The sequence below is a fragment of the Streptomyces qinglanensis genome (genome assembly GCF_900111245.1).
Classification (GTDB): Bacteria; Actinomycetota; Actinomycetes; order Streptomycetales; family Streptomycetaceae; genus Streptomyces; species Streptomyces qinglanensis.
Genome location: NZ_FOGO01000007.1, coordinates 1 through 17,745, shown reverse-complemented (window position 1 = coordinate 17,745; position 17,745 = coordinate 1). Strand labels below are relative to the sequence as shown.

At 73.9% G+C, this 17,745-nt stretch carries 13 protein-coding genes and 1 pseudogene; 4 read left to right on the top strand and 10 right to left on the bottom strand.

Going from position 1 to position 17,745, the window contains the following annotated elements; all coding sequences use genetic code 11:
- Positions 1–322: 322 nt before the first annotated feature.
- On the bottom strand, positions 323–940 hold the full coding sequence (locus tag BMX65_RS15955; protein WP_075000972.1) for a hypothetical protein: 618 nt from the start codon (positions 938–940) through the stop codon (positions 323–325).
- A gap of 98 nt (positions 941–1,038) precedes the next feature.
- Positions 1,039–1,632: a hypothetical protein gene (locus tag BMX65_RS15950; protein ID WP_075000971.1), complete on the bottom strand. Its 594-nt coding sequence runs from the start codon at positions 1,630–1,632 to the stop codon at positions 1,039–1,041.
- A 728-nt stretch (positions 1,633–2,360) separates the two neighbouring features.
- Between BMX65_RS15950 and BMX65_RS15945 the strand changes: the two genes are divergently transcribed.
- Positions 2,361–4,430 (top strand): SpoIIE family protein phosphatase, encoded by a 2,070-nt coding sequence (locus tag BMX65_RS15945; protein WP_107437509.1) that lies wholly within the window; start codon positions 2,361–2,363, stop codon positions 4,428–4,430.
- A 70-nt stretch (positions 4,431–4,500) separates the two neighbouring features.
- On the opposite strand, the gene BMX65_RS15940 is transcribed toward BMX65_RS15945, so the two are convergent.
- From BMX65_RS15940 to BMX65_RS15920, 5 genes are read right to left on the bottom strand one after another with little or no spacing between them, the layout of a single operon-like run.
- Positions 4,501–5,676 carry an MFS transporter gene (locus BMX65_RS15940; RefSeq protein WP_075000969.1) on the bottom strand — a complete coding sequence of 392 codons (1,176 nt, stop codon included), beginning with the start codon at positions 5,674–5,676 and terminating at the stop codon, positions 4,501–4,503.
- The gene (locus BMX65_RS15935) at positions 5,676–6,275 is read right to left on the bottom strand and encodes a GNAT family N-acetyltransferase (RefSeq protein WP_075000968.1); all 600 of its coding nucleotides are present in this window, start codon (positions 6,273–6,275) and stop codon (positions 5,676–5,678) included. The genes BMX65_RS15940 and BMX65_RS15935 overlap by 1 nt, the downstream gene beginning before the upstream one ends.
- Positions 6,268–7,575 carry a type III PLP-dependent enzyme gene (locus BMX65_RS15930; protein ID WP_075000967.1) on the bottom strand — a complete coding sequence of 436 codons (1,308 nt, stop codon included), beginning with the start codon at positions 7,573–7,575 and terminating at the stop codon, positions 6,268–6,270. Before BMX65_RS15930 ends, BMX65_RS15935 begins: the two co-directional genes overlap by 8 nt.
- The gene (locus BMX65_RS15925; protein ID WP_075000966.1) at positions 7,572–8,894 is read right to left on the bottom strand and encodes a DUF6271 family protein; all 1,323 of its coding nucleotides are present in this window, start codon (positions 8,892–8,894) and stop codon (positions 7,572–7,574) included. The genes BMX65_RS15930 and BMX65_RS15925 overlap by 4 nt, the downstream gene beginning before the upstream one ends.
- On the bottom strand, positions 8,876–10,000 hold the full coding sequence (locus BMX65_RS15920) for a phytanoyl-CoA dioxygenase family protein (RefSeq protein ID WP_075000965.1): 1,125 nt from the start codon (positions 9,998–10,000) through the stop codon (positions 8,876–8,878). The genes BMX65_RS15925 and BMX65_RS15920 overlap by 19 nt, the downstream gene beginning before the upstream one ends.
- Positions 10,001–10,561: 561 nt before the next feature.
- On the opposite strand from BMX65_RS15920, the gene BMX65_RS15915 reads away from it, so the two are divergent.
- The gene (locus BMX65_RS15915; protein ID WP_075000964.1) at positions 10,562–12,145 is read left to right on the top strand and encodes a glycoside hydrolase family 3 protein; all 1,584 of its coding nucleotides are present in this window, start codon (positions 10,562–10,564) and stop codon (positions 12,143–12,145) included.
- A 102-nt stretch (positions 12,146–12,247) separates the two neighbouring features.
- On the opposite strand, the gene BMX65_RS15910 is transcribed toward BMX65_RS15915, so the two are convergent.
- A complete protein-coding gene (locus BMX65_RS15910; RefSeq protein ID WP_075000963.1) occupies positions 12,248–12,832 on the bottom strand; it encodes a TetR/AcrR family transcriptional regulator in 585 nt (194 codons plus the stop codon).
- A gap of 126 nt (positions 12,833–12,958) precedes the next feature.
- Here BMX65_RS15910 and BMX65_RS15905 point away from each other — a divergent pair, with 126 nt between their 5' ends.
- A complete protein-coding gene (locus BMX65_RS15905; RefSeq protein ID WP_075000962.1) occupies positions 12,959–14,428 on the top strand; it encodes an FAD-dependent monooxygenase in 1,470 nt (489 codons plus the stop codon).
- 16 nt (positions 14,429–14,444) lie between these two features.
- Here BMX65_RS15905 and BMX65_RS15900 read toward each other — a convergent pair whose 3' ends face one another.
- Positions 14,445–16,493: a prolyl oligopeptidase family serine peptidase gene (locus BMX65_RS15900; RefSeq protein WP_177214281.1), complete on the bottom strand. Its 2,049-nt coding sequence runs from the start codon at positions 16,491–16,493 to the stop codon at positions 14,445–14,447.
- Positions 16,494–16,627: 134 nt separating this feature from the next.
- On the opposite strand from BMX65_RS15900, the gene BMX65_RS15895 reads away from it, so the two are divergent.
- A complete protein-coding gene (locus BMX65_RS15895; protein WP_075000960.1) occupies positions 16,628–17,527 on the top strand; it encodes an FAD-dependent oxidoreductase in 900 nt (299 codons plus the stop codon).
- 148 nt (positions 17,528–17,675) lie between these two features.
- On the opposite strand, the pseudogene BMX65_RS34300 reads toward BMX65_RS15895, so the two are convergent.
- Positions 17,676–17,745, bottom strand: a pseudogene (locus tag BMX65_RS34300) (transglycosylase SLT domain-containing protein); the annotation flags it as partial.

Sequence of the window (17,745 nt, the reverse complement as noted above, 5' to 3'; positions counted from 1 at the left end):
CCGTTCGGGGACGGTGTCCGCTGCCGTGCGGGTGCCGTCCCGCCCGGCTCGGTAGCGGTGCGGGCCGCCGCCGGGTGCTGCTCCGAGGCGGACGCCGGGTCGCCGGGCGGTGCGGGTCGGTCTGCCATGGCCAGCGCATAGTGCTCCGGATCGGTCATGCCACAGGGATACCCCACCGGGCATCCGGTACCGGAGAGCCCCGCCGGGTGTCACCCGTGCTGTGGTACGGCGCCCTGCCGGGGACCGCTCGAGTGGCCCCGGCCGGTCCCCCTGTCCGGCGTACCGGGGGGACCGGCCGGGGCGTGCGCCCGCGGTCGCGGCGTCAGCCGCAGTGCTGGGACCGCTCGTCGTCGGTCATCTGGCGGGTGTGCTGGGTCTTGGTGCTGGGCGCGTCCGGTTTCGGGCCGGTGGCCTCGAAGGGGACGTACCAGATGTAGTGGCCGTGGAACCGGTCGGGGAAGTGCATCTCGTACTGCCCGCTGACGGTCTGCAGTTGTGCCTCGCGGGTGACCCAGCCGACCTCACCCGGCCGGACGTCGATGTTCGTCTGGTCCGTCTCGGTGTGCGAACTCTCCCACGTGTGCTGGTAGTTCGTCTCGATACTGACCTTGAACACTTCCGCGAAGCCGTACTCCGCGCTCAGCGACACGCCCACGCTGTTGCTCTCGCCGGTGGTGTCGGACCAGCCGACGGTCGAGCGCTGCAGGTCCTGGGTGCAGTTGAAGGCGCTGTCGCCGACCTGGTGCGACTCGCCCGTCGAGTCGCGGGGCGGCCCGTCCGGGTGGAAGACGCAGACGTCGGTGCCGTTGTCGCATTTGTCGAGCAGTTCGCGGATGGTCGGCGGATTGTCGTCGGCCTGCGCCACGCCGGGGGCGAGCGCGGCGCTGCCCGCGGTCGCCAGGGCTGCGAGCAGGACGGACCACTTGACGCGCTGGTTCATGGGGGCTTCTCCTCACGGAAGGTGGGGGACGGCGGAAGAGTGCTGACGCGAGGGCGGGGACGGGCGAGGCGCCCTGGGCGCCGGCTGTCCCCTCGGCGTCAGCTGAAGCCGATGGACTGTGTGCGGTCGTTCATGAACGAGCCGATGTCCGCGGTGTTCTCCTTGAACGGTCCGTCCCGGTCGCCGCCGAGGCCGGGCTCCGGGTAGAGCCAGAGCCAGCAGTTGCCCCAGGGCTGCACCGAGGAGATGCGGTTCTTCCAGGCGTCCTGCAGGTCGTACTGGTAGTCGACCCAGCCGTCCTTCTCGCACAGCCCCGCGCCGGTGATGGTCAGCGAGTCGCCGCCGAAGTCGACGTCGTCGAAGAAGGTGCCCTGGATGACGCCGTCGGCCTGCCGGTCGCTGTCCGCCGCCAGCGACCGGGTCCGGGCGCGGAACCCGCTGTCGTGGGCCGCCGTACGGGCGGAGGCGGGAGCGTCGTCGATGCGTCCGCCGCTCGCGTGCTCGACGGCCGCGGTGAAGTCGGCGAAGCAGCGTTCGGCGCCGGTGTCCAGATCGAGGGTGCAGTGCTGTGGCCCGTCCCCGCCGCTGGGCGGGTCGGCCTGTGCGGCCGGTGCGGTCGCGGCTCCGGCCAGCAGGACGGAGGCGGCCAGGGTGACCGTACGTCGAGTGCGGTGTCTCGGCCGGGAGTGCATGTGATCCTCCAACTGTTCGTGGGGCACGCCGCGTTGGCGTGGAACAGCAGTACGCGTGCTCGTTGGTCCCCGGCTGAAACAGCAGGCCCGGTATTGCCCGGAAGTTACCGGCCGTAACAGGCAGGATTCCCGGAAGGTGCCCGGAATTGTGGGCCCCCGTGCCGGGCGTCCGAGCGGGCCGTGCGGGCGGGCCGTCCGCGCGGGGCGTGCGGGCGGGCCGTCCGCGCGGGGCGTGCGGGCGGGTCGTCCGAGCGAGGCGTGCGGGCGGGTCGTGCAGGCCGGCCGTGCGGGCGGAGAGGGGTGCCTGCGGGGCCGTCGCACGGCTGCCCGGGATCCCGGGGCCCGTGCCGCACCCCGCTCGGCTGCTCCGGCCCGGCGTGTCGAACCCGTGTCCGACAGGGGGAGAGGAGGCCCTGCGGCACCGCGGATGCCGGGCCGGGTACCGCCTCCTGAACCCGTTCGCCCGGTCCGGCCCTGTGTCAAGCCCCGCGGCACCGCGTGTCGGCCCTGTCACCGGCCCCGGATGCGGGGCCACCTGGCCGCCCGTCGGTGCGCCGCCACCGGAGCGCGGACCGCTACCGGAACAATGTCGGACGGCGGCCTCGGTGCGGACAGCGTGCCGCACCGGCTGCCCCTGGCTACCTGCGTCCAGTTCCGGGAGCGGTGTGAGCGATACGGTGCGGTCCGCTGAATCCGACGAACCCGACTGGGGGCGGCTGGACGCGGTGATGTCCGAGGCGATGGCTGCCACCGGCGCCTCGATGGGGCTGCTGTACCTGCTGCCGCCCGGCGAGCGGGTGCTCCGCCTCGCCGTGGTGGTCGGGGTCTCCCGGCGGATCGCCGCGCCGTGGGCCCGGGTGCCGCTGGAGGCACCGATCCCGGTGGCGGTCGCGATGCGCCAGCGGCGGATCGTGTGGCTGGCCAGCCAGGAGGAGATGGCCCGCCGCTACCCGCGAGTCGGCCTGGTGCTGCCCTACGACTTCCGGCTGGCCGCCGCGCCGATCCTCACCTCCGGAGCGGCCCGCGGCGGCATCGTGCTGCTGTGGCCGTCCGCCCACCCGACGAAGCTGAGCACCCACGAACGCCACGTCGTGGGTGCGAGCTGCCGCAGCGCGAGCCGCGTTCTGCGGCAGGCCGCCGACAGCGGCCGTCCGCTGCTGCCGCAGGACGAACCCCGGCTGCTGGAGCCGGGGCCGCCGCGCGAACCCGAACCCGCCGAGGCGGCGGCCGCCGTCGCGTTCCTCGAACGCCTCCCGGACGGCTGCTGCTCCTTGAACGTCGAGGGCCGGATCGTCTTCCTCAACCCGGGTGCCGCCGCGCTGGTGGGCGCCGATGCGGAGTCGCTGCTGGGCACGCGGCCCTGGGAGTCGCTGCCCTGGCTGCACGACCCGGTGTTCGAGGACCGGTACCGGGCCGCGGTGATCGCCCGGCAGCCCACCACCTTCACCGCGCGGCGTCCCCCCGACACCTGGCTCTCCTTCCGGCTGTTCCCCGGCGAGGGCGGGGTGAGCGTGCACATCACACCCGCCGCCACCGAGCAGGCCCTCCAGCCCCCGGACCATCCACCGGCCGAGCCGGGTCCGCCGGGCGGCGCCACCGCCCTCTACCACCTCACCCATCTGGCGGCCGTGCTCAGCGAGGCGGTCGGCGTCGCCGACGTCGTGGAACTCGTCGCCGACCAGCTCGTGCCCGCCTTCGGACCGGGCGCCATGGCCCTGATGACGGCCGAGGAGGGGCGCCTGCACATCGTCGGACACCGCGGCTTCCCGGCCGAGGCGATGGAGCGTTCGGACGCGGTGCCGCTCTCCTCCGGAACGCCCGCGGCACGCGTCCTGGCATCCGGCGTCCCGGCCTTCTTCGCGAGCGCCGCCGACCTCGAACGGGCCCACGCGCACCAAGCCCAGCAGGACGGGATGGCCGCCTGGGCGTTCCTGCCGCTGACCGCGTCCGGCAGCCCCATCGGCACCCTCGTGCTCGCCTACGACCAGCCCCACCCCTTCACCTCTCCGGAGCGTGCCCTCTTCACCTCCCTGGCCGGACTGATCGCACAGGCGCTCGACCGTGCCCGGCTCTACGACACCCAGCGGCGCCTGGCCCACAGCCTGCAGACCGGGCTGCTGCCGCACAGCCTGGCCCGCATCCCGTCGCTGGAGGTCGCCGCCCGCTATCTGCCCGCCGGGCGCGGGATGGACATCGGGGGCGACTTCTACGACCTCGTCCGCAGCGACCCGGGCAGCGCCGCCGCCGCCATCGGCGACGTCCAAGGGCACAACACCACGGCAGCAGCGCTGATGGGGCAGGTGCGCACCGCCGTCCACACGCACGCGACCGCCGGTGTGCCACCCGGCGAGATCCTCGCCCGCACCAACCGGCTGCTCATCGACCTGGACACCGGCCTGTTCACCAGTTGCCTGTACGCCCACCTCGACCTGACACGGAACGAGGTCAGCCTCGCCACGGCGGGACATCCCCCGCCCCTGCTGCGCCACCCGGACGGCCGTACCGAGATCCTCGACCTGCCACCCGGGCTGCTGCTCGGCATCGAGCCGGACAGCGCCTACCCCACGACCCGCGTCCCGCTCGCACCGGGCTCCGTCCTGGCCCTCTACACCGACGGGCTCGTCGAGATCCCGGGGGCGGACATCGGAGCGTGCACCGCCGCACTGGCCCGTCGACTCGCCGAGGCCACCGAGTCCGACCTCGACGCCCTCGCCGACACCCTCGCCGACCCCTCCGCGCGGCAGGTACCGGTCACCGACGACATCGCGCTGCTCCTGCTGCGCCCCACGGGCACCTAGCCCGTACGGGCCCCGGCCCCGGACGCCCCCGGCCGCGCGCCCGGGGCCGGGGCGCCCGGTGCGGCAGGGCTCAGCCGGACGTGGCGGTCACCTGCGCAGTCCACCGGATCCGGGTGCTGCACAGCGACACCACCAGCGCGGAGGCGGCGACCGTCGCCATGCCCCAGGCCAGGTTGCTCGCGCTCGCGATGAAGCCGATGAGGGGCGGCCCGGCCAGCAGCCCGGTCGTCCCCATGGCGGCGACGAGCGTCAGCGCGTCCGAGCTCTCCCTGGCCGCCGCCGCGTACACGCAGGGGGTGACCGCGGCGATGCCCAGACCCACGCACGCGAAGCCCGCCAGGGCCGGTACCACGCCGCCGGCCGCCAAGGCGCAGGCGAGCCCGGCACCCGCCAGAGCGCCGCCCAGCAGCACGACCCGTCCGTCACCCCAGCGATCGCGCCAGCCGTCGGCGAACAGCCGCGCCAGGACCATCATCCCCGAGACCACGGCGATCCCCAGCGGTGCGATCTCCGCCGACGCCTCCGCGACGTCCCGCATGTAGAGCGTGGACCAGTCGTTCATGGCCCCTTCGGCGACCGTCCCGAACACCATGGCGCAGCACATCCACAGCGTGACCCGGGACGGCAGCGCCCACCGGCCGCGGCCGGGCTTCTCCGCCTCAGCGGTGGCGCCGCCGTCCGCCAGCAACCCGGTCCGCGCGTATCCGCCCAGCAGCAGCAGGACGGCCGCCGCGGCACCGAAGTGCGTCCCCACCGACGGGGTCAGCGCGTTCATGGCCGAGGCCAGCAGGGCCGCGAGCAGCGACCCGCCGCTGAAGACCGCGTGCAGCCGCGCCATGGCGTGGCGCGCGAACCGCTCCTCCAGCGCCGCTCCCTGAGCGTTCATCGCGACGTTCAGACACCCGACGAAGACCCCGTCGACGCCCAGCACCAGCAGCGCGACCGGGTAGCCGGGCGCCGCCGCCAGCGCCGGCAGCAGCAGCGTCAGGCACAGGTGGGAGAGCAGCGCGAGCCGCAGCGAGCCCAGCCGCCTCATCAGCACGGCCACCAGCGGGAAGGACACCGCGGCACCGACCCCGGCGGCCATCAGCAGCATGCCGACCTGGGCGGCGCCCAGGCCGAGATCGCTCTTGATGGCGGGGATCCGCGAGGCCCAGGTGGCGTACTGGAATCCCAGGGAGCAGAACAGCGCGGCGATCGCGGTCTGGGCCCGGAGGAACGAACCGCCTGCGGAGGACACCTGCATCAACTCACCTCGTGGTGCATCGCCGGACCGCGCCGCGGTGCGCCCGCCGGAGCGGAAGCGGCGCCGGGAGCGCGGACCGGCTTGGACATGTACACCGCGCCCGCGCCGTATCCGCTCCCGGCGGAGACGATGCGCGGATGCGGCACGAACCCCCGTGCCGCCCAGAACCCTTCGCTGCCGCCGACGGAGACCAGCGAGATCCGTGCGTCCCCGCGCGCCCGGGCGATCCGGCCCAGATGGTGCAGGAGGTGTTGCGCCAGGCCCCTGCGGCGCAGCGGCCCGGCGACGACGATGTCGTGCAGATGGAGGTTGCCCTCCGGTGCCGACGGGACGGTGCGCGAAGCCTCCTCCGCCCGCTCCAGGCCGGGATAGCGGAAGGCGGGGTAGGGCAGGGCCAGTACGTAGCCGACGGTCCGCAGGCCGAGATCCAGCGTGAAGCAGGTGGCCGGTGAGGCGTTCGCCCGTGCCTGCAGCGCGGCCCGCCCCTCGGAGAGGCCGATGCTGCCGTAGGCGTCCCGTTCCAGTTCCGCGATGGCGTCCCAGTCGCCGTCCACGATGGGGCGGATGACGGCGGCCTCGCGGCGCACCGGCTCAGCCATCGCTCCCCTCCTCCGCGACGGGGATGCTCGCGGGATCCGGCCGCTGACCGGCCGGCCGGACGGACGAGGACGTGCAGTGGTGGGGGAGCGGGGCGATCCCGTTGAAGCCGCGGGTGGTGTAGCTGGTCGCATACGCGCCGCAGGACAGCACCCAGACCGGTTCGCCCGACGCCAGCGCTCTCGGTACCGGGACCAGTCCGTGCTCGGCGGAGTAGGCGTCGTCGCTGTCGCAGGTGGGGCCCGCGACCACTGCGGGCACGTGCGGGCCGGAGGTTCCGCGGTGCCCCGGGAACACCAGCCGGTACTGCACGGCGTCCATCTCGTAGAGGCCGTTGAACTTCCCGCAGCTCAGGTACAGCCAGTACTGCTCCTCGCCGTCCGGCTTGCGGCGCCTGGCGAGCCGGCTGACGCGGGCGCGGATCGCCCCGTGGTCGGCGACGAGGTGGCGCCCCGGCTCCACCACGAACTCCAGGGGGACGCCCGCGGTGCGCCGCAGCTCGGTCATGCCCTCCCGCAGCACCGCGAAGATCTTGTCCAGGGGCGGTTCGAGGGGCCGGCCGCGCCGGTCGAGATATCCGAGCGCGGGCAGCCCGCCGCCGAGGTTGACCAGTTCCGGCCTGATGCCCCGCCCGACCAGGGTGCGCAGCACACCGCCCAGTTCCTCCAGGGCGCCGCGCCACGCCTCCGCCGTCATCTGCTGGGATCCGACGTGCACCGAAACGCCCGAGGGCACCAGCCCCGCGGCACCGGCGGCCTCCAGCACCGCCGCCGCCTCGCCCGGTGGGCACCCGAACTTGGTGCCGAACCCCCACACGGCGCCCTCACCACTGGTCAGCACCCTGCAGAAGACGCGCGATCCGGGGGCATGGGCGGCGACGGCGGCCACGTCCTCCAGGCTGTCGGTGGCGAACTGCCGGACACCGAGCCGGTACGCGGCGGCGATGTCCGCGTCCGACTTGACGGTGTTCCCGTAGTGCATCCGTCCGACCGGTACCCCCGCCCGCAGCGCCTGACGCACCTCGTTCGGTCCCGCGGCGTCGATGCCCGCGCCCCGGCGCGCCAGTACGGCCAGCACCTCGTCCACCGGGCACGCCTTCATCGCGAACCGGACCCGGACGCCGGGCAGTTCCCGGCACAGGGCGTCGTAGCTGCGTTCGATGCCCGTCAGATCGAAGACGATCCGGTCGGTGTCCGCAGCGGCGAGGGCCGCGGTGAGCGCCGCGGACGGGGGCGCAGCGCCGGGAGCGGCGGCGCCCGGGAGGTCAGGACCGGGCCGCCGCACCCGGGTGTCCGTGCTCATCGGCGGCTCACCTCCGGCTCGGCCGTCACCGGTGTGTGCCGGGCGGCGGCCACCAGTTCCTCCCACGCCTCGGTCAGCAGCGCGAAGTCCGCGATGTCGCTGCGCGCCTCGTCCAGCAGTTGCTCCCGGTCGGCGCTCAGCCGGTCGGCGACGGTCGCGTAGCGGCCGCCCAGCCTGCGGTAGGCGGAGTCGAGTGCGTCGAGCCGCTGGACGTTCTCGCCGCGGTCCAGCGCGGTGCTCCGGCCGGCGAGTTCGGCGACCGCGGATCCGCGCACCTGCCCGTCGCTGTCGAGCAGCGCGTCGCCCGCGCGGGCCATCGCCTCGTAGAGGGAGTGGAAGTAGAGCATCGAGAGCAGGAACTTGGCGAAGCGCCGCTGGTAGGCCAGAAATCCCTGGTCGGTGCGCCGCTCGGTGGTGTGGTAGTTGACGATGTTCCGGTTGTGCAGCACACCGGGCAGCCCGGCGTGGCGGACGAGATGGAGCAGGAAGTAGTCGCTGCCGATGGTGTCCCGCGCCGGCGGCAGCGGCACCCTCTCGTGCACGCCGTGGAAGCTGACGTTGCACATGTCCACCCGCATCGGGTCCACCAGCGTCAGCAGCGAGTGGTCCCGCTCGAAGGGCCGGGTGCCGGCGCCCAGGAACGACTCCCGCACCAGCTCCCGCTTCTGCCGAGCGGACCAGTGCGCGGGTGCCCACAGGCTGACGACCTCGTGGTGGATGTCCGGGTCGGTGCTCGGCATGTCCCCGAGGTCCACCGACGGTGCCCCGATGAACGAACTGCCCACCAGCGCGACTCGCCTGCCGGTGTGCTCTGCGGCCAGCGCGGTCTCCGCCACGTGTGCCGCAGCGTCACCGGCGCGCTCGCCCAGTGACAACAGTTCCTGGTGGACGGGGAAGACGGGGGAGCCGTGCACGGTCTGGTACCGGCTGTCGGAGTCCCTGCGGTGCACCGAGTCGCAGCCGAGCGCGGCGGCGAGCAGGAAGGCGCGGTCGGTGCAGGCGCCGTAGGAGAGCGCCTCGGGGAGCAGCAGTTCGCGCAGCAGCGCGGGTTCGGCGTACCCGGTGCGCTCGGTCACCCGCCGGAGGAAGTCGGCCTGCCGGGCCTCGTCCAGGTGGTGGACGGTGACCCCGGGGGAGGGCGGCAGGCTCCGCACGGCTGCGCCGTGTTCGGCGTACGCGGCCGGGGAGCAGGAGTCGAGGATCAGCAGACGGACCTCGGCGCCGAAGTGCGCGGCGGCGTAGCCGGCCTCCGCGCCGACGGCTGCGATCGTGGCGGCGCAGGGCCTGTTGGTGGGCAGGGTCAGACAGATACGGCGCATGTCTCTTCCCCGGTGGCCGCGGTGGTCTCGGTGCCTTCGCTCTCGCCGGTGCCTTCGCGAGTGCCGGTGCCGGTGCCGGTGCCGCCGTCCGGGCCGTGCCAGGACTCCAGCCCCAGCAGCCTGGCGCCCAGTCCGGTGAGTTCGGCCGGTCCGTACCGCTGGGACTCGTGCCGGTCCGGGTCACCGACCAGGGTCGGGTTCCAGTCCGGAGTGCTGAGGTGGCGCCAGGAGCCGGTCCGCGACTGCCGCAGGCTGCGGTGGCTCTCCAGCGCGGGCATCATCGACAGGTACTGGACCGAGCGCACTCCCTGCTCTGAGGTGTTGGGCGCGACTCCGTGCGCGAGCAGCCCGTTCCAGATGAGCAGGTCCCCGGCCGCCAGTTCGGGCCGCACCACGGGCATCTCCCGCCGGTCGACCGCGGGCCGGATCGGGTCGCGGTCCTCCGGCTGCAAAGCTTTCCAGCGGTCGAACCGCCGGAAGAGTTCGGGGCAGCACTGGAAGCCGCCCAGCGCCGGTTCGGTGTCGTTGAGCGCGATGACGCCCTGCACCCGCTGCGGCGGTACGCCGAGCGAGGTGTCGATGTCCCAGTGGAGCTCGATGTCGAAGCCCCGCTCCCGGCGCTCGATCAGGGCCCGGTCGCGGTTGCGGACGTTGGGCGGATTGAGGTTGAGCCGGTCCAGGGTGACCCACAGCTCCTCGCAGTCCCACACGTCGACGAAGGCGTCGTACACCCGCTGGGTCTGGCGGCTGTCCCAGATGAGCTGGTGGTGGTACGCCTCGACGAATCCGTAGATGTGCAGCTCCCGTTCCAGGTCGGAACGGAACGCGCGCTCCTGGTACCAGGTCTCCGGACGGTCGGGGTCGAGTCCTTGGAAGTCCCAGGCGAAGTCCAGCAGCCGCCGGGCGGCCGGGGCGGGGATCGCCTCCTTCACCACGATGTAGCCGTAGGTCTGCCAGAAGGTGAAGTCCTCCTCGGACAGCACCCGGAGGGGGCGGGTCTTGCGGAGTTCGCGCAGCGGCGTCCGCGCCAGGTAGGTGTCGCCGTCCGCGCTGAAGTAGGGGATGTTCGATGCGGCTCGATAAAGGTAGGGGTCAGACGTCGCCATGCGGTGCTCCAGGTGCTCACTGCCGTCCCCGGGAGGGCGAGCGGCAGTCGTACGTCCGGTGGGTGTGCGGTAGTCGTACGTCCGGGTGGGTGTGCGGTGGCGTGTGACCGGCCGGGTGGCAGGTGTGCGGTTCGCGGCCGGGTTGCGGCGCGGAGGGCAGGGGCCCGGCGGGGCGCTCGGCGGCGGTCGCCGGTTGCGGACGGCGGGCGCCCGCGACCGTCCCCCGGTCCACGGGCGGGTCACGTTGCGACGGTCCGGAGGCGCAGCGATGCGGGGCGCTCCGCCGCGAAGCGGAACGCGTGCCACATGTGTCTCTCCTTTGGCTCGCGCCCCACCAAAGTTGGACTAGACCAAATCGAATGTCAACTCCCGCCGACCCGGGGCCCGATGGCCGGTGCGGCGATGTGCGGCGCCGGTGCCCGGCTCTCGACGGTGCGGAACCACCCTTGACGCGTGTGGTTAATCTGGGGCGTACAGCGTTGGTCTATACCAAGATGATCGACGGCGCGGAACCGCTTCCTGCCGTCGCCGACGTACCGGTCCCACCGAAAGGCGCGGTCGATGTCCGCCAAGAAGCACAGCAGCGAGTTGCGCCGACTCGCGCTCTCCGTCCTGCAGCCGGGATTCGTCGGCACCGAGGCGCCCGACTGGATCCTGCGCGAGATCGGCGACGGCCTGGCCTCCGTCGTGCTCTTCTCCCGCAACATCGCCTCCCCCGACCAGGTCGCCCGGCTGACGGCCCGGCTCCGCGCGGAGAACCCCGAGCTCGTCGTCGCCGTCGACGAGGAGGCGGGCGACGTCACCAGGATGGAGTGGGCCACCGGCTCCACGAGGCCGGGCAACTTCGCCCTCGGCACCGTCGACGACCCGGAGCTGACCGAGGCCGTCGCCGCCGACCTGGGCCGCCAACTGCGCTCCGCGGGAGTGAGCCTGGACTACGCGCCCAGTGCGGACGTCAACTCCAACCCCGACAACCCTGTCATCGGGGTCCGCTCCTTCGGTGCGGTCCCCGAGCTGGTCTCCCGCCACACCGCCGGGTGGATCCGCGGACTCCAGTCGTCGGGCGTGGCCGCCTGCGTCAAGCACTTCCCCGGGCACGGTGACGTCGCCGCCGACTCGCACCACGAACTGCCCACCTACGGTGCCGACGCCGCCGAGATCGCCGCGCAGGCGCTGCCCCCGTTCCGGGCCGCGCTCCAGGCCGGTGTCCGCGCGGTCATGAGCGGTCATCTGCTGGTCCCCGCCTACGACTCCGAGCTCCCGGCCACCCTCAGCCGGCCCGTCCTCGAAGGGCTCCTGCGGCGGGAGCTGGGCTTCGACGGCCTGATCGTCAGCGACGCCATCGAAATGGGTGCCGTCACCCGGCGCTACGGGATCGAGGGGGCGGCAGTGCGGGCCGTCGCGGCCGGGGTGGACGCCATCTGCGTCGGCGGGGAGAGCGCCGAGGAGGCCACTGCCGGGCAACTGGTCGAGGCCCTGGCCGGTGCCGTCGCCGACGGTGGCCTGTCCGAGGAGCGGCTGGCCGAAGCAGCGGGCCGGGTCGCGGAGTTCGCCGAGTGGTCGGCACGGCTGCGGGCCGACCGGAGCGCCGGGGAGACGGGTGAGGACATCGGCCGTGTCGCCGCCCGCCGTGCCGTCCGGCTCGGCGGGGCGGCCGGGGAGCGCCTGCCGCTGCGCGCCGCGCCGCACGTGGTGGAGCTGGCACCGGTCACCAACATGGCCATCGGCGACCAGACCCCGTGGGGTGTCGCGGCTCCGTTGCAGGAGCGGCTTCCGGGTACCACCTCCGTGCGGGTGCGCGGCGACGAACTGCAGGAGCGCACCGTCACGCTGGAGGGCTGCGCACTGGCGCCCGCCGCGGGGCGACCACTGGTCGTGGTGGTCCGGGACGCGTCGCGGCACGCGTGGATGAGCCGGGCGGCCGCCGCCCTCACCGCCGCGCGGCCGGACGCGATCGTGGTGGAGATGGGGCTGCCCGGAGCCACCGCCGAGGGCGCCGCGCAGATCTACACCCACGGCGCCAGTGCCGCCTCCGGGGTGGCCGCGGCCGAGGTGCTGGCAGGCGACCGGGAACCGGTGGCCGCACCGACAGCCGGGGCGGCCCCTCGGGCCGCTGTCTCCGGGAGTGTGCCCGGGGCGGCCTGAAGGGCGGCGCCTCCCGGCGTCCTTGAGGCGCACACCGGAGTCCGTCCGCTCCCGCGCGGGCGGGCCGGGCCGACGGATCGGCGGACGGGGCCCGCCCGCCGCCTACGGGTGGGCCGCGGTCAGATAGCGCTGCAGCGTGGGCCCCAGCCACGCCACGATCTCCTCGCGGTCCAGCGCCACGGCCGGCGGCAGCCGCAGCACGTAGCGGGTCAGTCCGAGGCCCAGCAGTTGGGATGCGGCCAGCGCGGCCCGTACCGCGGCCTGCTCCGGGTCGGGGTGCATCTCCCGTACGACGGGGAGGAGCTGCTCCTGGAAGATGTGCTGCATGCGCGCTGCTCCGGCCTCGTTGGTCGCGCCGACCCGGAGCAGCGCCGTGAGTTCTCCGTCGTCTTCCCACATCCGGAGGAAGTGCGCCACCAGGGCGTGACCGATGCGTTCGCGCGGCAGGGCACCCGGAGCCGGCAGTTCGAGGTCCACGGCGACGGCGGCGGCGAACAGCCCCTCCTTGTTGCCGTAGTAGCGCATCACCATGGACGGATCGATACCGGCGTCCCTGGCGATGGCGCGGATCGTCGCCCGCTCGTAGCCGTCGGCGGCGAAGCGTTCGCGGGCGGCGTCGAGGATGGCGGTCCGGGTCGTGGCGGAGCGCCGAGAGGCGGCGGGGGCGGGGGGCTTGCTTCGGGTCACGTCTGCGAGCGTATGCCAACAATCGTTGGCCAACAAGCGTTGACGTCTTTCGCCGCGGGTCCTAGTGTTGCCGCCACGAGGTCAACGAGCGTTGGCCAACAGTCGTTGGCAGTCCAGGAGGTCCTGATGAGCAGCACGGCTGAATCCGGCACCACCCGCGGCACCCGCACCGTGATCGTTGTCGGCGCCGGCCCCACCGGTCTCCTCCTCGCCGGCGATCTGGCCGCGGCGGGCATCCCGGTGACCGTCCTGGAGAAGCGCGGCGAGGGGATCAGCAATCTCTCCCGCGCCTTCGTCCTGCACGCCCGCACCCTCGAACTCCTCGACGCGCGGGCACTCGCCGACGACCTGGAGGCCGTCGGCCGGCCTCTGGAGCGGCTGCGCCTCTTCGGGAAGCTGTCCATCGGCCTGGACACCCTTCCCAGCCGCTTCAACCACCTCCTGGTCCTCCCGCAGTACGAGGTCGAGAAGGTCCTGCACCGGCGCGCCGTCGACGCCGGTGCCGACTTCCGGTACGAGACCGAACTGACCGGGCTGACCCAGGACGCGGACGGTGTGTCGGTCCACGTACGCGGACCGGCCGCGGACCCCGGGACCCTCCGGGCTTCCTACGTGGTCGGCACCGACGGGATGCGCAGCGCCGTACGCGAGGCGGTCGGACTGCCCTTCCCCGGCCGCTCCGTCATCAAGTCCGTCGTGCTGGCCGACGTGCGACTGGCCGAGCAGCCCGAGTCGCTCCTCACCGTCGACGCCGTCGGCGACGCCTTCGCCTTCATCGCGCCGTTCGGCGACGGCTACCACCGGGTCATCGGGTGGCACCGCGGCCGGGCCGTCCCCGATCACGAGGAAGTCGCACTCGACGAGGTCAAGGAGATCACCCGCCGTGCACTCGGGCGGGACTTCGGGATGTACGACGCGCGCTGGATGTCCCGCTTCCACAGCGACGAGCGCCAGGCACCCGCCTACCGTGTCGGCCGGGTCTTCCTGGCGGGCGACGCCGCCCACGTCCACACCCCCGCCGGCGGCCAGGGGATGAACACCGGGCTGCAGGACGCAGCGAACCTCGGCTGGAAGCTCGCCCGGGTCGCGGCCGGGCACGCCGCCGACGCACTGCTCGACACGTACCACTCCGAACGGCACCCCGTCGGTGCCTCCGTGCTGCGCAGCAGCGGCGGAATCGTCCGGCTCGCCATGGCGAAGACCCCCTGGGCGCGGGCCGCGCGCGGGGTGCTGACCACCGTCCTCGACACCGTCGGCCCGGCCCGCCGCGCGGTCACCGGACGGATCACCGGCATCGGCTACCGCTACCCGGCCCCGCGCGGCTCCCACCGGCTCACCGGCCGCCGCGTCCCCGATGTGCGCCTCGCGGACGGCAGCCGACTCCACGAGGCCCTCCGCGGCGGCCGGTTCGTCCTGATCGCCCCGAAGGCGGCAACGCCCCCCGCCGCCGGGGAAACAGGCCCGCTGGCCGTACGGCACTGGGCGGGCGACCGCCGCACCGCCCTCCTGGTCCGCCCCGACGGGTACGCGGCCTGGGCCGCCGAGGCGCCCGGCCCGGACGCCGTCCGCGAGGCGCTCCAGGCGCATCTGGGCTGAGGCGCCGGGCCCCGGCTCAGTCCGGCACCCGGCCCTGGCCGCCCAGGGTGGTCCAGAGGAAGGTGTGGACCAGCGCCTCGACGAAGGCGGCCTGTTCGTGGTCGGCGGCACCCGCGTGCCCGCCCCCGGTGTTCTCGTAATACCGGACCGGCAGCCCCAGGTCACGCATTCGGGCGGCCATCTTCCGCGCGTGGCCCGGGTGCACCCGGTCGTCGCGGGTCGAGGTCGTCAGCAGCAGCGGCGGGTACGGCCGGTCGGCGGCCAGATTGTGGTACGGCGACCAGCGCCGCAGATGCGCCCGCTCGCGGGGGTCGTCGGGGTCCCCGTACTCGGCGACCCAGGAGTTGCCCGCGAGAAGCTTGTGGAAGCGCAGCATGTCCAGCAGCGGCACCTCGGCGACCACCGCGCCGAAGAGCTCGGGGCAGCGGGTGAGCATGACGCCCGTCAGCAGACCCCCGTTGCTGCCGCCGGCGACACCGAGCCGCTCGGGAACGGTGATGCCCCGGGCCGTCAGGTCCCGGGCGACAGCGGCGAAGTCCTCGAAGGCCCGGTCCCGGTCGGCACCGAGCGCGGCGCGGTGCCACGCGGGACCGTACTCGCCTCCGCCGCGGATGTTCGCCACCACGTAGGTGCCGCCGCGCTCCAGCCACGTCCGGCCCGTCACCGCGGAGTAGGACGGGGTGAGGGACACCTCGAACCCGCCGTAGCCGTACAGCAGCGCCGGGGCCGGCCCCTCCGGGTGCTCCGGCCCGACGACGAAGTAGGGGACCCGCGTCCCGTCCGCCGAGACGGCGAAGTGCTGCCGTACGCACAGCCCCTCGGCGGAGAAGCGGGCCGGTGCCCGCTTCAGCGTCTCCGGCTGCGGCGCGTCGGCCGCCACCCGGCACAGCGCTGAGGGCTGCAGGTACCCGTCGACGTCGAAGAGGACCTCTTCCGCGTTCTCGTCCTCCTCGTCCGGAGCGGTCGCGGTCACAGTGGCCGTCGACAGCGGCGGCACCTCACCGAGCGGACTGCGCGACCAGCCGCCGCCCGCGTCCGGGGAGAGCAGGTGCAGCCTGGAGGAAGCATCGGTGAGGGTCTCCAGGACGACATGGCGCCTGGTGGCGGCGTAGCCGTCCAGGACGGTGCGCTCGTCGGGCGTGAACAGCACCTCGTGCGACCGCTCGCCGCTCAGGAACGCGTCGAAGCCGAAGGCCAGCAGCGCTCCGGCGGGCCGGTCCAGCCAGGGCGAGCGCAGCCGCACCAGCAGCCACTGGCGGTGCACCCGGGCCAGGGAGTCGTCCGGCACCTCGATCCGCACCGGAGTGTCGTCCGGCCCCAGCAGGAAGAGTTCGCGGTGCCAGAAGTCCCGGTTCCGGGCGGCCAGGCTCCGCTCGAACCCCGGCGTGGGGTCGTGCCAGGCGGCGACCGACACGTCCTCCTCCCGCCCCTCGAAGACGACCGGGGCCTCGGCGAGCGGGGTGCCGCGCCGCCACCGCCGCACGGTGCGCGGATAGCCGGACGCGGTCAGCGAACCCGGGCCGGTGTCGGTGCCGACGAAGAGGTGGTCCTCGTCGATCCAGCCGACGGAGCTCTTGGCTTCCGGCAGTACGAAGCCGTGTTCCCCGTCCCCCACGAACGCACGGGCCTCCAGGTCGTACTCCCGTACGACCGTGGCGTCCGCCCCGTCCCGGGACAGCTCCACCAGCGCCCGCCCCAGATCCGGCCGCCGCACCGAGGCGCCCGCCCACACCCAGGGCACGTCCTCGGCCGCGGCCAGCGCGTCCAGATCCAGCAGGGTCTCCCAGCGCGGTTCCGGCAGCCGGTACTCCTCCAGGGTGGTGCGCCGCCACACTCCTCTGAGGTGGCCGGCGTCGCGCCAGAAGTTGTACAGATGCGGCCCCCGGCGCCTGACGTACGGAATCCGCGCGGGATCGCTCAGGACCTCCCGCACCTCACCGCGCAGCGTCTCGAACCCGGGATCGGCGGTCAGTTCCGCCACGGTCTCCGCGTTGCGCGCGTGCACCCAGTCGAGCGCGGCGTCGCCCTCGATCTCTTCCAGCCACAGATACGGGTCGTCGTCCATCACCGCACGATTGTCCCTTGCAGCGGGTACCGGCCGGACCGGGGACCGGGCCGCCCGCGTCGGGGATGGGACCGTGTGGGGGCACGGCACGCCGGGAGCGGCCCGGCGGGCGGAGCGCGGACGAAGGAGTGTGCGTGGACCCGGAACTGGTGGTCGTCGGCGCCGGACCGGCGGGGGTCGCGGCGGTGCTCATGGCGGCCGGGCTGGGTCTGCGCTCGGTCCTCGTCGAGGCCGACCGGGTGGGTGGCAAGGCGTGGGACATCGGCGCGCTGGAGAACGTCCCCGGAGGCTGGAGCGACGGCACCGCCCTCGCCCGGGCGCTCGCCGCGGACGTCGAACGGGCGCGGGAGACCGGCCGGTGCACCCTCCTGCAGGCGCGCGCCCTCCGGGTGCGAGCCCACCGGGACCGGGCCGAGACCGTCCTCGCGGACGGCCGCACGCTCACCGCGGGCGCCGTGCTGGTGGCCACCGGGGCCACCGCGCTGACCCCCGGGCACGCGGCGTGGATCGAGGCCCCGGAGGGGCTGCGGCCGCCGCCGCTGTGGAGGGCACGAGCCGCGGACGTCGGGGCGGGGGATCCGGCCGTGGTGCTCGGTGCCGACCGTCCGCTCGGTACCTGGCTGCGGACCCGCCCCGAGGCCGCTGCGCGGCTGGAGGTACTGCACCCGGCGGGAGACGCGTACAAGACGACGGAGGTCGCCGACGACGCCCGGGTACGGCTGTACGAGGTCGAGCACGCCACCGTGGTGTCCCTGGACAGCGGCTACCGGATCGCGGCGCGGTGCACCGACGGCCGGGTGCACGAGGTCCGGACCCGGGCGTTGTTCGGCAACCTCGGCTCCCGCGCCGCGCCACTCGACGGCGACCTCGCGCCCGGCCCCGACGGCTACTGCCCGCCCGCGGCCCAACACCCCCGCCTCCTGGTCGCGGGTGACCTTCGAGCGGCCCGCCACCAACGCATCGTCACCGCCCAGGGCTCCGGAGCCGAGGCGGTGCTCACCCACTACTACGCGGAGCGGGGCAGCGCCGGTTGAGGCGGCTCGCTCACCGCCCGCCCCGGACGCACGAGGGAGCGGGTGGGAGGGGTGTTCCTCCCGCCCGCTCCCTGGGGGGGGTGTGGCGGTGGTGCTGGTGTGGTGCCGGTGGGCGTGTGGGCGTGTGGGCGTGTGTGGGGGGGTGTTGTCAGTAGGCGGAGTCGACGTTGTCCATGCTGCCGTAGCGGTCGGCGGCGTAGTTGCAGGCGGCGACGATG

What these genes read in the sequence shown, in the direction of transcription:
- BMX65_RS15955 (WP_075000972.1), bottom strand. Translation starts at nt 940, where the DNA reads ATGAACCAGCGCGTCAAGTGGTCCGTCCTGCTCGCAGCCCTGGCGACC.
- BMX65_RS15950 (WP_075000971.1), bottom strand. Translation starts at nt 1,632, where the DNA reads ATGCACTCCCGGCCGAGACACCGCACTCGACGTACGGTCACCCTGGCC.
- BMX65_RS15945 (WP_107437509.1), top strand. Translation starts at nt 2,361, where the DNA reads ATGTCCGAGGCGATGGCTGCCACCGGCGCCTCGATGGGGCTGCTGTAC.
- BMX65_RS15940 (WP_075000969.1), bottom strand. Translation starts at nt 5,676, where the DNA reads ATGCAGGTGTCCTCCGCAGGCGGTTCGTTCCTCCGGGCCCAGACCGCG.
- BMX65_RS15935 (WP_075000968.1), bottom strand. Translation starts at nt 6,275, where the DNA reads ATGGCTGAGCCGGTGCGCCGCGAGGCCGCCGTCATCCGCCCCATCGTG.
- BMX65_RS15930 (WP_075000967.1), bottom strand. Translation starts at nt 7,575, where the DNA reads ATGAGCACGGACACCCGGGTGCGGCGGCCCGGTCCTGACCTCCCGGGC.
- BMX65_RS15925 (WP_075000966.1), bottom strand. Translation starts at nt 8,894, where the DNA reads ATGCGCCGTATCTGTCTGACCCTGCCCACCAACAGGCCCTGCGCCGCC.
- BMX65_RS15920 (WP_075000965.1), bottom strand. Translation starts at nt 10,000, where the DNA reads ATGGCGACGTCTGACCCCTACCTTTATCGAGCCGCATCGAACATCCCC.
- BMX65_RS15915 (WP_075000964.1), top strand. Translation starts at nt 10,562, where the DNA reads ATGTCCGCCAAGAAGCACAGCAGCGAGTTGCGCCGACTCGCGCTCTCC.
- BMX65_RS15905 (WP_075000962.1), top strand. Translation starts at nt 12,959, where the DNA reads ATGAGCAGCACGGCTGAATCCGGCACCACCCGCGGCACCCGCACCGTG.
- BMX65_RS15900 (WP_177214281.1), bottom strand. Translation starts at nt 16,493, where the DNA reads ATGGACGACGACCCGTATCTGTGGCTGGAAGAGATCGAGGGCGACGCC.